We start from the raw sequence: 13,933 nt of genomic DNA on the forward strand, positions 1-13,933 counted from the left end.
AAGCGAGCTGCCATAATTGACTGCAAATACCTTTGCAATATTTGGCCCATATGCAAACACTGCAAAATCACTTCCTGCTCGCCATGCCGAGCCTCACCGACCCCTATTTCGAGCGCTCGCTGGTCTATCTGTGCGAACACAACGAAGAGGGCGCCATGGGGCTGGTGGTCAATATTCCGGTGGACATGTCGCTGGAGACCATGCTGGATCAGCTCAAGCTGGCACCGCCCGCCAACCCGGAACTCAAACAGCCGGTGCTGCAGGGGGGGCCGGTTCACGCCGATCGCGGCTTCGTGCTGCACAGCTTCCGCCCCGGTTTCAACTCCACCCTGCAGGTGGGGGACGAACTGATGGTCACCACCTCCAAGGACATACTGGAGACCCTGGGTACCGAGGAGGCACCGGCGCACTGGCTGGTGGCGCTCGGTTACGCCGGCTGGAGCGCGGGGCAACTGGAACAGGAGCTGGTGGACGGCGCCTGGCTGGTGATCCCCCCCAATCCGGATCTGGTGTTCAAGACCCCCATCCACCAGCGCTGGCAACGCGCCGCCGCCAGCATCGGGGTCAATCCCGTTCACCTGTCCAGCGACATCGGCCACGGCTGATGCAATCTGCTGTGCAATTTGCGACGCATTCTGAGGAAATTACCCAATGTCATCACGCAGTATCATGGGCTTTGACTACGGCACCAAGAGCATAGGGGTCGCCATCGGTCAGGAGCTCACCGGCACGGCCCGCCCGCTGCGCGCCCTCAAGGCCAACGACGGCATCCCCAACTGGGACGAAATAGACAAGCTGCTCAAGGAGTGGCAACCGGACCTGCTGGTGGTGGGTCTGCCGCTCAACATGGACGGCACCGAGCAGGAGATCACGGTGCGCGCCCGCAAGTTCGGCAACCGCCTGCACGGCCGCTTCGGCAAGCAGGTGGAGTTCAAGGACGAGCGGCTCACCACTACCGATGCCCGCGCCCGCCTGTTCGAACAGGGTGGCTATAGGGCGCTGGAGAAGGGGAGCGTGGATGGCGTCTCCGCCCAGCTCATCCTGGAAGCCTGGATGGAAGAGCAATACGACTGATCTGCCGGGGTGAGGCGCTCGTGCGCCTCACCCCTTCTGCCCCTCTCAGGCCTTGGCCTGCGACAGTTCCTCCTCCTCGCCATGGCGCTCACCGGCCTGCATCATGCGGTTGAGCCAGGGCACCATCAGCCCCATCACCCCCGCCACCAGCAGGGTCACCAGACCAATCTTGCCAAACACGTCCGTGTAGATGGGCAGGGTCTGCAGCGGATCCGTCACCCCTTGCGGCACCGCGGTAAAGGTCGCCACATAGCCCCCGAGCAGGGAGGCCATCGCCTGGGTCAGGAACCACATACCAAGGATGAAGCCCATCAGCCGCTGCGGCACCAGCGCCGCCACCATGGCCAGCCCCAGGGCGCTGATCATCAGCTCCCCCAGACTCTGGAACAGATAGATGAGCACCATGAACCAGGGTGAGGTGAGCCCCTGCGCATCGGCAAACCAGATGCCGGACGCCGCCGCGGTGAGAAAACCGAGGGAGCAGAACAGCATGCCCAGGGTGAACTTGAGCGGCATGGTGAGATCCCGCCCCTGGCTGCCCAGCCGTGTATAGATCATCGCCAGCACCGGGCTGCCCAACACCACCCAGAAGGGGTTGAGCGCCTGGAAGCTGACCGGGTTGACGGTCACCCCCAGCATTTCATGGTGCATGTTGTTGATGGCAAAGAAGTTGAGCGAGGTCGGCATCTGGGCATAGAGCACGTAGAACACCACCGCCTCCAGCATCAGCACGAAGGCCACGTACATCTTGTTGCGCCCGACGCTGTCGAGCTTGAACGCCTCGCGAAAGAAGAAGACCACCACGGCCAGGGTCACCGTCATCAGCACCATGTTGGCGATCACCACGTGGTGCATCAGCCAGGCGCAGAAGAAGACCAGGGCGACCGAGCCCAGCAGCACCAGCAGCAGCTTGCCGTAGTCGAGCGGCAGGTGGTCGGGGGCCGAGCCTATCCCCTTGACCATGCGGCGGCAGGCGAAGAAGGTGAGCAGGGCGATCACCAGGCCGACCCCGCACAGGTTGTAGGTCACTGTGTAGCCGTAGTGATCGGCCACCACGGGAGCCAGCGACAGGGAGATGAGCGAGCCGACGTTGATCGACATGTAGAACAGGGTGAAGGCGCCATCCAGTCGGGGATCACCGGGCTCGTAGCACTTGGCGAGCAGGCTGGCGGGGTTGGCCTTGAACAGGCAGTTGCCGACGGCGATGGTGCCCAGTGCATAGAAGATGAGGTCGGGGTTGTAGATGGACATGCCGGTCATGAAGTAGCCGATGACCAGTACAATGGCCCCCAGCACCATGGTGCGCTTGGTCCCCAGAATATGGTCACCCACGTAACCGCCCACCGAGATGAGGCCGTACACCAGCGCCGAGAAGGCACCGAAGGTGATGAAGGACTGCTCCTGGGAAAAGCCCAACTGCTGGACGAAGAACACCGCCAGCAGGCCCTGTACGCCGTAATAGCCGAAACGCTCCCAGAGCTCGACGAAGAAGATCATGAAAAAGGGTTTGGGTTGTTGCAACAACCCGGTCGGGGTGGATGGACGCATGCTAACCTACCTGTCTGTATGTATTTTCTTATTCATGTGAGCGGCCCCGCAGCCGGGTTGGCCAGGGGTCGCAAGCTTGCTGCCGCGATGCAGACGAAAGGGGGAACAGGCCGGCTGGCCCGGATGGGGTGATGTTGAGGGGGCGATGGTTTTCGCCATGCCATGAACCTCCCTGCTCGGGTCATCGACCCCTTGCTGGCGGCAGACCGAATATCGGCGGGCAACCAAAAATGGGGGATCGAACGGGCCTTCCTCTCCTGCCGCGACTCGCTTCCAGTCAAGATGGCCCGGCATTCACCGCATAACGTTAAAACATCGAGCAATCATCACTATTTATGATAATTAACTATATTTGAAGCAAATAAGCCGTAGATCACACTTGTAACTACACTATCAGTGAAGTTTTCTAATATGGCAGGATTAGTTTTGTTAATCTCAAACGGGTCTTTGTTTTGCTGCTGCCCCCAGACCAGATGACAACGCCGGGCAAAGCCCGGCGTTTTTTCAGAACAGGTGGGTCGCGGCAAATGGCGCCGTGACCCGCGGCCAGTGCCGACTCAGGGAGCCAGCTTGCTCAGGATGGCGTGGGCCGCCTTTACCCTCTCCTGGATGGGATAACTGCGGTTGGCCAGCATGACGATGCCCACCCCCTTGGCCGGCACGAAGGCCACATAGGCACCAAAGCCGCTGGTCGAGCCGGTCTTGTTGTAGAGCCGCGCCTCACCAAATGTAACCGGCGCCTTGAATCCTTTGACAGGATTGCCCTTGAAACTCACCTCGCGGGAGTTCCCAACCTGCAGCGTCTGCTCACTGACTGGATAGGGGTAGCTCTCCCAGCCCAGCCCCTGGGTCATCCCGCCTACCGAGTAGTGCCCCTGGTGGGTCAAGGCGATGGCCTGCTGCAACCCCTTGTCATCCACCCCGTTGACGTTAGCCTTCACGAAGGCGAGCAGATCCGCCGAGCTGGTCTTGATGCCGTAGGCCTCATCGGCCAGCATGCCGGGATTGACCCTGATGGGCTTGTCCTCTTTCGAATAACCATAGGCGTAGTTCGCCATCGCCTGCTTCGGCACATTGATATAGGAGTGATGCATCCCCAGTCCGGGCAGCAGGGTCTGCTCCATCAACTGGGCAAACGGCTGCTGCAGACTGCTCGCCGCCAGATAGCCGAACAGGCCGATACTGGGGTTGGAGTACTGACGATGGCTGCCCGGCTGATAGGCCGGCGTCCATTGGCGATAGTAAGCCTGCATCTGCTCGAGCGACTCCACCTCGTCGGGGAATTGCAGCGGCAGGCCCCCGGCACTGTAAGTGGCAAGCTCGGCCATGGTGATGCCATCAAAGGCGGAGTCCTTGAGCCAGGGGGCGTGCCGGCTTGCCTTGTCATCGAGTTTCATCGCCCCCTTGATCACGGCGTAGGCCCCCAGGGTTGCGGTCAGAGGTTTGCTGACCGAACCGACCTCGAACAGGGTCTGCTCGCTGACCTTCTTCCCCGTCGCCAGCTCGGCAACCCCGTAGTTGAAGTAGTGAGCCTTGCCATCCTTGAGCACTGCCACCGCCATGCCCGGGATCCGTTGCTCTTTGAGCAACGGTTGGATGCTGGCATCTACCACGGAGCGCAGGGGATCGGCCGGTGAAGTGGCTTCGGCATGGGCCAGACCGGTCCACATCAGAGTGGCCACAGCCCCCCACAGGATGGTTTTTCGTTGTTTCATAGAACCTTCTCCTAAATCTATATGTAGGTTTGCTGACTCAATAACTAGCAGTGGTGAGAGCATATCTTCGAATCATGTGTGGAATATGAGGTTCTGTGAAGCCAATGTGAAGTTGCCAACCAAACCATCCAGATTCAATGAGTTATCCATGACTTGTCCCCCTTGTCATGCCGCTGGCGTATAAGCTGTAGGGGCAACGACACCGAGGGGAGGCACCCGTGCAGACACAACCACAGATAACCCGGCTGCTGACGGCGCTGGAGCAGGTGATCCTGGGCAAGCCGCTGCAGCTCAAGATTGCCCTGGTGACCCTGCTGGCTCGCGGCCACCTGCTGATCGAGGATCTGCCCGGCATGGGCAAGACCACCCTGGCCCACGCCCTGGCGCAGGTGCTGGGGCTCGACTGCCGGCGGGTACAGTTCACCGCCGATCTGCTGCCGGCCGACCTGCTGGGGCTGCAGATCTTTGACCCCCAGCAGCAGCAGTTTCGCTTTCACCCCGGCCCCGTCTTTGCCCAGGTGTTGCTGGCGGACGAGATCAACCGCGCCAGCCCCAAGGTGCAGAGCGCCCTGCTGGAGGCCATGGCCGAGGGCAAGGTGAGCATCGAGGGGCAGAGCCACCCACTCCCCTCCCCCTTCTTCGTCATCGCTACCCAGAACCCGGCGGATCAATCGGGCACCTACCCCTTGCCGGAATCCCAGCTCGATCGCTTCGCGGTGCGCCTCTCTCTGGGCTTTCCGACCCCGGATGCGGAGCGGCGGCTGCTGCGTGGGGCCAGTCAGAGCGCTCCCCTCGAACGCCAGCTCGATGCCGCAGATCTTGCCGCCCTGCAGGCCGAGGCGGCGCAGATCCACCTCGCCGATGCCACCCTCGACTACCTGCTAGCACTGGTGCAGCAGAGCCGCTTCGACGCCGAGCTGCCGCAGCCGCTCTCGCCCCGCGCCGCCCAGACCCTGCTGGCGGTGAGCCGGGCCTGGGCGCTGGTGGCGGGCCGCCGCTTCGTCAGCGTGGAGGATGTGCAGGCGGTCTTCCCCTACGTGGCCGAGCACAGGCTAAGGGGGAGCTTTGGTGTGCAGCGCGGGGAAGCCTGCCCGCTCAGCCAGCGCCTGCTGGCCCGGGTCGATCCGGATCACCCCTGATGGACTGGCGCCAGCGCAGAGCCAGGTGGCAGCAAGGCTGGCTGGCCCGGCGCATCCCGCCGGCGCGCCAGCTCACCCTGCAGGGGCGCTGTCTGTTCATTCTGCCCACCCGGCTCGGCCTCTGCTATCTACTGGTGATGCTGGCCATCTATCTGCTCGGCACCAACTACCAGAACAACCTGGTATTGCTGCTGGCCTACGGCCTCGGCAGCCTGTTCATGGTCACCATGTGGCTCACCCACCGCAACCTGCTGGGGCTGGCCCTGCTGGGGGGGCCTGCCGTGCTGGGAGAGGTGGGCAGCCCCTTGCCCATACGCATCACGGTGCGCAGCGAACGGCCGTTGCAGGCCCTGCAGTTTTCCCTCAATGAAGGGCGGCTCTGGCTGACGCAGGTGGATGCGGTGCCCCAGCCCCTGCTCCTGCCGGTGCTGGGTACCCGGCGCGGGCGCCTGCCGCTGGAGAGGCTGCGGGTGGAGAGCCGCTACCCCCTCGGCCTGTTTCGCTGCTGGTCGCTGCTGGATTTGCAACTGGAGGGCTGGCTCGCCCCGGCCTCGGCGTACGGCCCATTGCGCGGGGAGGCCGCGACCGACGCGGCGGGTAACCGGGGACAACCCACCCCGGCCTCGATGGGAGATTTCGACATGCTGCGGGCCCACCAGAGCGGGGAGCCGCTCAGCCGGGTTGCCTGGAAACAGCTCGCCCAGGGGCGCGGCCTGCTGGTGAAGCAGTTCTGCGAGCCGGGGCAGGATGATACCCACCTCTCCCTCTCCCGGGTTGGCGGCCAGGATCTCGAAGCGAGGCTGGCGGTGCTCGCCTGGTGGTGTGGCGACTATGCCAAACGGGGCATTCCCTTCAGCCTGACCCTGGCGGGCCGAACGCTGGGGCCGGACAGCGGCCCCGCCTTTTTGCAGCGCTGCCAGCTGGCACTGGCCCGCCTCGACGCCCGGGAGCCAATGCAGGAGACAGACCTCGATGCTGCTCGATAACCGGCGCCTGCTGCCGCTGCTCGCCCTGCTGCAGTTGCTGCTTATCCCGGCCCTCTGGCCCCAGCTGCAGCTCTGGGTGATGGCCGTCTCGCTGCTTGCCCTGGGCGTGCGGGCCATGATGCTGTGGCGGGGCTGGCGCCCGCCGCCCGCCGCCGTGCTGGCACTGCTGGCCATACTGGGCGTGGCGCTGTTGGGCTGGCAGTGGCGCCAGCTCGGCACCCTGCCGGCCCTCATCAACCTGCTCTGGCTCGGCTACGGCCTCAAGCTCATCGAGGTACGGCGGGAGCGGGATGTGGAGCAGGTGCTGTTGCTCGCCTTCTTTCTGGTCGCGCTGGCGCTGGTGCAGCGCCAAAGCATGGGCTGGGCCCTGGCGATGGCGGGGGCGCTCTGGCTGGCAGTCACCACCCTGCTGGCGGCGGTGCAGCCCCTCGGCCGACGGCTGTGGCTGCGCGCCGGCGTCACCCTGCTGCTGGCCGCGCCCCTGCTGCTCACCCTGTTCCTGCTGCTGCCAAGGCTACCGCCGCTCTGGCAGATGCCAAGCAGCAACCGCGCCCTCTCCGGCCTCTCGGAGGAGGTGGCCCCCGGCGACATCAGCGAGCTGGTCAACTCCTCCGAGCTGGCTTTTCGCATCAGCTTCGCCTCAGCGCCCCCCCTGCCCCAGGAGCGCTACTTCCCGCTGATGCGCCAGGAGCTGTTCGATGGCCGCCGCTGGTTGTTAAGCGATGAGGTGCGCCGCTGGCAACAGTCCCAATCCGTGCAGACGCAGCCGGCGGCAAACTCGACCACCCCGCTGCCTGCCGGCGGCTATCAGGTGATCGCCGAGCCCCAGCGCCACCGCTGGACCCTGGCCCTGACCGATCCCGAGGTGCTGAGCGGCCCGGTCACCTTGAGCCCCCTCGCCACCCTCTATCGTCGCGATCGGGGGGATGGCCGCATCAGCTACCGGGTCAGCACGGCCGCCACGGCGCCGCCAGCCAGCCAGGCGACCCGCCAGCTCAACCTGCAGTTGCCCGCCACCGGCAACCCCAAGGCTCGGGCCCACGCCCTGATGCTCAAGGCCCGCCATCCGACGCCGGAGGCGCTCGCCGCCGCCCTGCTGGGCGAGTTTCGTCAGGGCGACTTCTACTACACCCTGCAGCCGCCACGACTGGGGCAGGACGGGGTGGATGATTTTCTGTTCGAGAGCCGGCGCGGCTTTTGCGGCCACTACGCCATGGCCACCGCCTTCGTGCTGCGGGCGGCCGGCATCCCGGCCCGGCTGGTGACCGGCTACCTTGGCGGCGAGTGGAATCCGAGGGGCAACTATCTGGAGGTACACCAGTTCGATGCCCACGCCTGGGTGGAGTATCTGGATGAGCAGAACCGCTGGCAGCGGCTCGATCCCACCGCCGCGGTGGCACCCCAGCGCATCGAGGGGGGCGTGCCGGCGGCCCTGGCTGGCGAGTTCGCCGCCGCTGACCCGCTCTCTTTGCAGCGCTATCGCAACTGGGCCCTGCTCAACCAGCTGCGCTGGTGGGGGGCCAACCTCGATTATCAATGGACCCGCTGGGTACTCAACTATGATGCGGCCAACCTGTGGCAACAGCTGGGGCAACGCTGGCCGGCGCTCTCAGGCCATACCCACTGGCTTATTCTGGCCGCCCTGTCGGGGGTGGCGACTCTGGTGGGCGGGCTGCTGCTCTGGCGTGGCCCGACCCCGGCGAGGCTGCGGCTATGGCAGTCCCTGCGCCGGCGCGCCGCCCGCCACGGCTGGCAACCGCAGGCGGGGGAGAGCCTGGCCAGCTGGTGCGAGCGCCTCGCCGACCTCAGACCCTTGCTGGCGCGGCCGCTGCGACAGGGGGCCTGGCTTTACCGGCGCTGGCGTTATGCCCCGCTGTCACCCACGCAGCGCCAACGCACCCTGCGCCAGTTGCGGCGCCGGCTGCGCCAAATCTGTCGGCGCTGGGATACCCACAGGTGACGGTAGTGTAGCGTCAACACATCTTGCACAAGGTACGGCGACGACTGCGCCAGATCTGCCGGAGCTGGGATGCACACGGCTGACGGCCAGGCAGCGTCAACATACCTTGTGCCAGTTGCGACGACGACTACGTCAGATCTGCCGGTGCTGGGATGCCAACAGCTGACGGCAGTGTAGCGTCAACACACCTTGCACAAGGTACGGCGACGACTGCGTCAGATCTGCCGGCGCTGGGATGCCCAAAGGTGACGACGATGAAACGGCGCCCAAACAAAAGGGGAGCCCATGGCTCCCCTTGTTATCAGACAACGGCGACTGCGAGGCTTATGTCTGCTTGCTGTTTTGCGCCGGATTGTCCCAGATACCTTCTTCCAGCTGGCTGCGGATCTCGGGGTACTTGTTGGCATCGAAGGTGGGCAGCTTGCCCAGCTTTAGCTGGTCGTTGTAATCCTTGGCCAGCTTGATGGCTACCCCGGAGAGCAGCAGGATGGCCACCAGGTTGACGATGGCCATCAGTCCCATGGAGACATCCGCCATGGCCCACACGGTCGGCAGCTCGCCCACCGAGCCGAACATCACCATACCCAGCACGAACAGGCGGAACAGCATCAGGCCGCCCTTGTGGTTGTGCTCAAGGAACACCAGGTTGGTCTCGGCGTAGGAGTAGTTCGCCACGATGGAGGTGAAGGCGAAGAAGAAGATGGCCGCCGCGATGAAGATGTTGCCACCGCCACCGATCTGGGAAGAGAGCGCCCGCTGGGTCAGCTCAACACCTGTGATGCCTGAGCCAGGCTCAAACTGGCCGGACATCAGGATGATGGCGGCAGTACAGGTACAGATGACGATGGTGTCGAGGAACACCCCCAGCATCTGCACATAGCCCTGGGAGGCCGGGTGCGGCGGATAGGGGGTCGCAGTTGCGGCGGCGTTGGGGGCGGAGCCCATGCCCGCTTCGTTGGAGAAGAGGCCGCGCTTGATGCCGTTGATCATCGCCTGGGAGATGGCGTAACCCAGCGCACCCGAGCCTGCCTGCTCAAGGCCGAGGGCGGACTTGATGATGAGGCTGAACACACCCGGCAGCTCGTGAATGTTGACCAGCACCACGAACAGCGCCATCAGGATGTAGGCCAGTGCCATGAAGGGCACCACCAGCTCGGCGAAGCGGGCGATGCCGCGGATGCCGCCGAAGATGATGAGGCCGGAGAGCACCACCAGAGCCAGACCGCTGACCCAGTCGGGGATGCCGAAGGCCACGTTCATCGCCAGGCTGATGGAGTTGGCTTGCACCGCGTTGAACACCAGACCGAACGCCAGGATCAGGCAGAGCGAGAACAGCACCCCCATCCAGCGCATGCCGAGCCCCTTCTCCATGTAGTAGGCGGGGCCGCCACGGTAGTTGCCATCCTCATCCTTGACCTTGTAGAGCTGGGCCAGGGTGCTTTCGACGAAGGCGGTCGCCATGCCGATGAAAGCGATCAGCCACATCCAGAAGATGGCGCCCGGGCCACCCAGATAGATGGCCACCGCCACACCGGCCAGGTTGCCGGTGCCGACGCGGGCGGCAAGGCTGGTACAGAGGGCCTGGAAGGAGGAGATACCGGCCTTGTCTGATTTGCGGCTGTTGCGCAAAACGGAAAACATGTGGCCGAAGTGGCGGACCTGGATAAAACCCAGACGGAAGGTAAAGAAGATGCCGACGCCGATGAGCAGGTAGATGAGCACGGCTCCCCACATCAGGTCGTTAATCATTGCGATCAAGGTGTCCATATTTCTCTCGTTGTTATCACATCCATGGTCAGTCTGCGCTGACCCCTTGCTGTCGATTTCTGAATTTGCGGTTCACTAAAGGGGCGGAATCTAGCATAGCGAAGGAGTTCAGAATAGTGATCGGGATCACTACGGAAACAAAAAACGAGCGTTTTAGCGCAATAAAGCTTCATTTAACTCGCAAAATTTCAACAAAACTGAGAATCCAATCAATCGGCCAACAAATTAGACCCATAAGAAAACCTTTTGGCAATTATCTACATAGAGGTATAACCGGGAAAAAGGAGGCAAACCATTACGCAAGCGTTTACCCATCGGGGATGCCAAAACGGCCCGCTTTCGCCAAACGTTTTACACGTAATAAAATTTCAAGTGGTTGACCACACAATTTATGTGATCGAGGGCACAAAACAGATAATCAACCAAAAAAGTTGTTTTTGACGAAGGATAATTTCAGCGACTAAAAACAGATAAAAGTCGTTTTTTATCAAACACTTTTATCCACTCCTTCCCGCCGGCGCCAGGGAGTGGCTGATAAGCATACAGCCCCCCCTATTGCAGGATGCGCCACATCCGTATTAATTAGGCAGGCAATGACGATGGGGCCCGCCCATCGTGCTTTTCTGAGCCTGAGTCGCCGGGATTTTGTAATTTTATTTCAGAACTGTCGTCTCACGCCCGCCACCCCCGAGCCTGCGTCCTCACCAAGAGAGTGCGCCCTCATAAAGAGATGATATTTGCCATGGCCGATAAATTAACCCAGCTGAAAGCCCTGACCACAGTTGTCGCCGACACCGGCGATATCGAAGCCATCAAGCGCTACCAGCCCATCGATGCCACCACCAACCCCTCTCTGGTGTTGAAGGCATCCGAGATCCCCGAGTACGCTCCGCTGATCGAAGACGCCGTCACCTGGGCCAAGGCCCAGAGCCAGGACAAGGCACAGCAAATCATCGACGCGGGCGACAAGTTGGCGGTCAACATCGGTCTGGAAGTGCTGAAGATCGTCCCGGGCCGCATCTCCACCGAAGTAGACGCCCGTCTCTCCTTCGACACCGAGGCCAGCATCGCCAAGGCCCGCAAACTGATCCGTCTCTACAACGACGCCGGTATCAGCAACGATCGCATCCTGATCAAGCTGGCCTCCACCTGGGAGGGGATCCGTGCCGCCGAGGTACTGGAGAAAGAGGGTATCCAGTGCAACCTGACCCTGCTGTTCTCCTTCGCCCAGGCTCGTGCCTGTGCCGAAGCCGGCGCCTTCCTGATCTCCCCGTTCGTGGGCCGCATCCTCGACTGGTACAAGGCCAAGAACGGCCGTGACTACACCGCCAGCGAAGATCCGGGCGTGGTCTCCGTCACCTCCATCTACAACTACTACAAACAGCACGACTACCCGACCGTGGTCATGGGTGCCAGCTTCCGCAACACCGGCGAGATCCTGGAACTGGCCGGCTGCGACCGCCTGACCATTGGCCCGGCCCTGCTGGAAGAGCTGAGCAAAGCTGAAGGTGCCGTGGTACGCAAACTGGACTACACCGGCGAGCGCAAGGCCAAACCGACCCCGATGACCGAAGCCGAATTCCGCTGGGAACTGAACCAGGACGCCATGGCTCACGAGAAACTGGGCGAAGGCATCCGCATGTTTGCCATCGACCAGGGCAAGCTGGAAACCATGCTGGCCAGCCGCCTCTGATCGCTGCGCCATCTGCCGACAAAAACCGGGTTCCCGCAAGGGCACCCGGTTTTTTTATGGGCGCAGGATCCGCTGTCATGGGTTCGTCACGAAAACGTTTTATTTTCAATGCCGGTATGTTATACGGATGGTGAAAACGAGAATAACCAAGGAGGGAGCCATGGAAATGTTCAACTTCGATTATGAAGATGTAGTTGAGCTCGGTTCACGTAGCCGCGGGACAACGGGAAAAAAACGTAAATGGCGTGAGATAGAGGCGTTGAAAGACAAGCACCGCCTGCAGAAGGAGCTGCAATCCATCGACATCGCCTACGAAGGTCTCTCAGACGAGATCGAGTTGTAAAAACAAGGCCCCGGTTAACCGGGGCCTTGTTTTTTAAGGGAGCGTTACCCCTCAGGAAGAGAGTGGCAGCGACAGGCGCCTGGCCAGATCCTGAAAGTGCTGGCTGATCTCGGGCCCGAACAGGGGATCCCCGATGGCGCGGTTCTGCCAGACCTGCTCGAGGTGACGCCAGTCATCCTCGGTCAGCGAGTCGCGTAGATGGGGGAAGATGACCCCCTCTTCGTAGTTCATGTGCGCCTCCTGCAGCGCCACGAACTGCTCCAGCTTGGCGGTGAACTGATCGAGCGGAATGACCGCATCCATCAGGATCATCTCCACCATCTCCCTGAGCTCGGCACCGGCCTCCACCAGCTTGGCATGCTCCAGTTGCAGCCGGTTGGCCACATCCCCTTCCACTACCCGGTACTTGAGGTAGTAGTCATAAATGATGTCTTCCTTCGGATGGTGATACTTGTCCGATACCTCCCGCAGGTAATCCACCACATCGCGGATCAGGAAATAGCTGACCCTTTCTTCGCTGCGAATGGCGGCCAGCTTCTGCTTGAGCAGACCCAGCAACCGGGCGATGTTGAGATGATCCTTGTGCAGACTCGCTAACATGGGCACTCCTTGCGCTGAAATGAGACGATTCTGATCCGAGTATACGGCCATTTATCGCGCCAACTTTGCACTCAATCAAGTCAGCTGCAGACAAAACGGCCAGTGGCGCATGCTGCCCCACCCTCCCGACGGAGCAAATCACGGCTATCTGCCCCCGCGTTATTCGCAGACCGAGTGCCAGTTGATGGGGCTCATCCCCTGCTGGCTCAGCAAGCGGTTGGTCTCGGAGAAATGGCCGCAGCCGATGAAGCCGCGATAGGCCGAGAGCGGGCTGGGATGGGGGGCACTCAGCACGTGGTGGCGGCTCCGGTCGATGAAACGTCCCTTCTTCTGGGCGTGGGCGCCCCACAGCAGGAAGACCACCCCCTGACAGCTGGCGTTGATCTGCTCGATGACACGGTCGGTGAAGGTTTCCCAGCCCAGATGGGCATGGGAGTGAGCCTGGCCCGCCTGCACCGTCAGCACCGTATTGAGCAGCAATACCCCCTGGGTGGCCCAGGACTCCAGAAAACCGTGATTGGGTGTGACAAAACCCGGCAGATCCCGCTGCATCTCCTTGTAGATGTTCACCAGCGAGGGAGGCGTACGCACGCCGGGCAGGACGGAGAAGCAGAGGCCATGGGCCTGGTTCGGACCGTGATAGGGATCCTGACCCAGGATCACCACCTTGACCTGATCCAGCTCGGTCAGCTTGAAGGCGTTGAACACGTCGGTGGCCGGCGGGTAGATCACCTTGCCCGCCTCCCGCTCGCTCCTGACGGTCGCCAGGGTTGCCTTGAAATAGTCCTGCTCCTTCTCGGAGCCAATCACATCAGTCCAGGTCAGCACCCCAATCTCCTCATTGAATCTGTCGGGGGAGGCGCTTATTTCGACCCGGCCGCTCGTGCGTGCAGGCCGATGCGCCTCTCTCCTCGATATACAGGGCTGGATGGATGGCCTGCGCCCTGTCCACCCACATGGGCACAGCGCAGCACGCCACCATCCTCGATGAATACGGCAGGCCCGGGGTCACCTTGCTTTTACGCAGGCCAATCGGCCAGCACGCGCCCCCTGCCCCCATTAATGCAGCAAGGGGCTCAGGATAGGGGGCCAGCCCCCAAGACGCAAC

Annotated in this window: 12 protein-coding genes; 7 read left to right on the plus strand and 5 right to left on the minus strand. The window is 62.3% G+C overall.

Translation table 11 applies throughout. From position 1 onward, the window contains the following. Positions 1-50 precede the first annotated feature (50 nt). Both PG897_RS09360 and ruvX read left to right on the plus strand, forming a co-directional pair. Positions 51-605 carry a YqgE/AlgH family protein gene (locus PG897_RS09360; protein ID WP_005303325.1) on the plus strand — a complete coding sequence of 185 codons (555 nt, stop codon included), beginning with the start codon at positions 51-53 and terminating at the stop codon, positions 603-605. Positions 606-651: 46 nt separating this feature from the next. Beyond that, the gene (gene ruvX / locus PG897_RS09365; RefSeq protein ID WP_005303327.1) at positions 652-1,074 is read left to right on the plus strand and encodes a Holliday junction resolvase RuvX; all 423 of its coding nucleotides are present in this window, start codon (positions 652-654) and stop codon (positions 1,072-1,074) included. 45 nt (positions 1,075-1,119) lie between these two features. Here the strand turns inward: ruvX and dtpB are convergent, their stop codons facing one another. Both dtpB and ampC read right to left on the minus strand, forming a co-directional pair. Continuing rightward, positions 1,120-2,622: a dipeptide/tripeptide permease DtpB gene (dtpB, locus tag PG897_RS09370; protein WP_005303329.1), complete on the minus strand. Its 1,503-nt coding sequence runs from the start codon at positions 2,620-2,622 to the stop codon at positions 1,120-1,122. A gap of 557 nt (positions 2,623-3,179) precedes the next feature. Next, positions 3,180-4,337 (minus strand): FOX/MOX family class C beta-lactamase, encoded by a 1,158-nt coding sequence (ampC, locus tag PG897_RS09375; protein ID WP_201881701.1) that lies wholly within the window; start codon positions 4,335-4,337, stop codon positions 3,180-3,182. A 218-nt stretch (positions 4,338-4,555) separates the two neighbouring features. Between ampC and PG897_RS09380 the strand changes: the two genes are divergently transcribed. The 3 genes from PG897_RS09380 to PG897_RS09390 are packed head-to-tail and all read left to right on the plus strand — an operon-like array spanning position 4,556 to position 8,422. Further along, positions 4,556-5,476: an AAA family ATPase gene (locus tag PG897_RS09380; RefSeq protein ID WP_201881700.1), complete on the plus strand. Its 921-nt coding sequence runs from the start codon at positions 4,556-4,558 to the stop codon at positions 5,474-5,476. Then, on the plus strand, positions 5,476-6,462 hold the full coding sequence (locus PG897_RS09385; protein WP_201881699.1) for a DUF58 domain-containing protein: 987 nt from the start codon (positions 5,476-5,478) through the stop codon (positions 6,460-6,462). Before PG897_RS09380 ends, PG897_RS09385 begins: the two co-directional genes overlap by 1 nt. Beyond that, positions 6,449-8,422: a transglutaminase TgpA family protein gene (locus PG897_RS09390; RefSeq protein ID WP_201881698.1), complete on the plus strand. Its 1,974-nt coding sequence runs from the start codon at positions 6,449-6,451 to the stop codon at positions 8,420-8,422. The genes PG897_RS09385 and PG897_RS09390 overlap by 14 nt, the downstream gene beginning before the upstream one ends. 324 nt (positions 8,423-8,746) lie before the next feature. On the opposite strand, the gene PG897_RS09395 is transcribed toward PG897_RS09390, so the two are convergent. Next, on the minus strand, positions 8,747-10,189 hold the full coding sequence (locus tag PG897_RS09395; RefSeq protein ID WP_017778926.1) for an alanine/glycine:cation symporter family protein: 1,443 nt from the start codon (positions 10,187-10,189) through the stop codon (positions 8,747-8,749). A 742-nt stretch (positions 10,190-10,931) separates the two neighbouring features. Here PG897_RS09395 and tal point away from each other — a divergent pair. After that, a complete protein-coding gene (gene tal / locus PG897_RS09400) occupies positions 10,932-11,882 on the plus strand; it encodes a transaldolase (RefSeq protein ID WP_026141265.1) in 951 nt (316 codons plus the stop codon). Positions 11,883-12,042: 160 nt separating this feature from the next. Further along, positions 12,043-12,225, plus strand: a complete 183-nt coding sequence (locus PG897_RS09405; RefSeq protein WP_005298488.1) for a DUF3545 family protein — start codon at positions 12,043-12,045, stop codon at positions 12,223-12,225. 51 nt (positions 12,226-12,276) lie between these two features. Here the strand turns inward: PG897_RS09405 and PG897_RS09410 are convergent, their stop codons facing one another. Both PG897_RS09410 and ung read right to left on the minus strand, forming a co-directional pair. After that, entirely contained in the window at positions 12,277-12,825 is a 549-nt protein-coding gene (locus PG897_RS09410; RefSeq protein ID WP_005298486.1) for a hemerythrin domain-containing protein, read from the minus strand. 159 nt (positions 12,826-12,984) lie between these two features. Next, a complete protein-coding gene (ung, locus tag PG897_RS09415; RefSeq protein WP_270828956.1) occupies positions 12,985-13,653 on the minus strand; it encodes a uracil-DNA glycosylase in 669 nt (222 codons plus the stop codon). Between the last annotated feature and the right edge of the window lie 280 nt (positions 13,654-13,933).

This window comes from Aeromonas sp. QDB20 (assembly GCF_027707805.1).
Classification (GTDB): Bacteria; Pseudomonadota; Gammaproteobacteria; order Enterobacterales; family Aeromonadaceae; genus Aeromonas; species Aeromonas dhakensis.

Excerpts from the sequence above, each read along its gene's own strand:
- PG897_RS09360 (WP_005303325.1), top strand. The coding sequence starts at position 51 with ATGCAAACACTGCAAAATCACTTCCTGCTCGCCATGCCGAGCCTCACC.
- ruvX (WP_005303327.1), top strand. The coding sequence starts at position 652 with ATGTCATCACGCAGTATCATGGGCTTTGACTACGGCACCAAGAGCATA.
- dtpB (WP_005303329.1), bottom strand. The coding sequence starts at position 2,622 with ATGCGTCCATCCACCCCGACCGGGTTGTTGCAACAACCCAAACCCTTT.
- ampC (WP_201881701.1), bottom strand. The coding sequence starts at position 4,337 with ATGAAACAACGAAAAACCATCCTGTGGGGGGCTGTGGCCACTCTGATG.
- PG897_RS09385 (WP_201881699.1), top strand. The coding sequence starts at position 5,476 with ATGGACTGGCGCCAGCGCAGAGCCAGGTGGCAGCAAGGCTGGCTGGCC.
- PG897_RS09390 (WP_201881698.1), top strand. The coding sequence starts at position 6,449 with ATGCTGCTCGATAACCGGCGCCTGCTGCCGCTGCTCGCCCTGCTGCAG.
- PG897_RS09395 (WP_017778926.1), bottom strand. The coding sequence starts at position 10,189 with ATGGACACCTTGATCGCAATGATTAACGACCTGATGTGGGGAGCCGTG.
- tal (WP_026141265.1), top strand. The coding sequence starts at position 10,932 with ATGGCCGATAAATTAACCCAGCTGAAAGCCCTGACCACAGTTGTCGCC.
- PG897_RS09405 (WP_005298488.1), top strand. The coding sequence starts at position 12,043 with ATGGAAATGTTCAACTTCGATTATGAAGATGTAGTTGAGCTCGGTTCA.
- PG897_RS09410 (WP_005298486.1), bottom strand. The coding sequence starts at position 12,825 with ATGTTAGCGAGTCTGCACAAGGATCATCTCAACATCGCCCGGTTGCTG.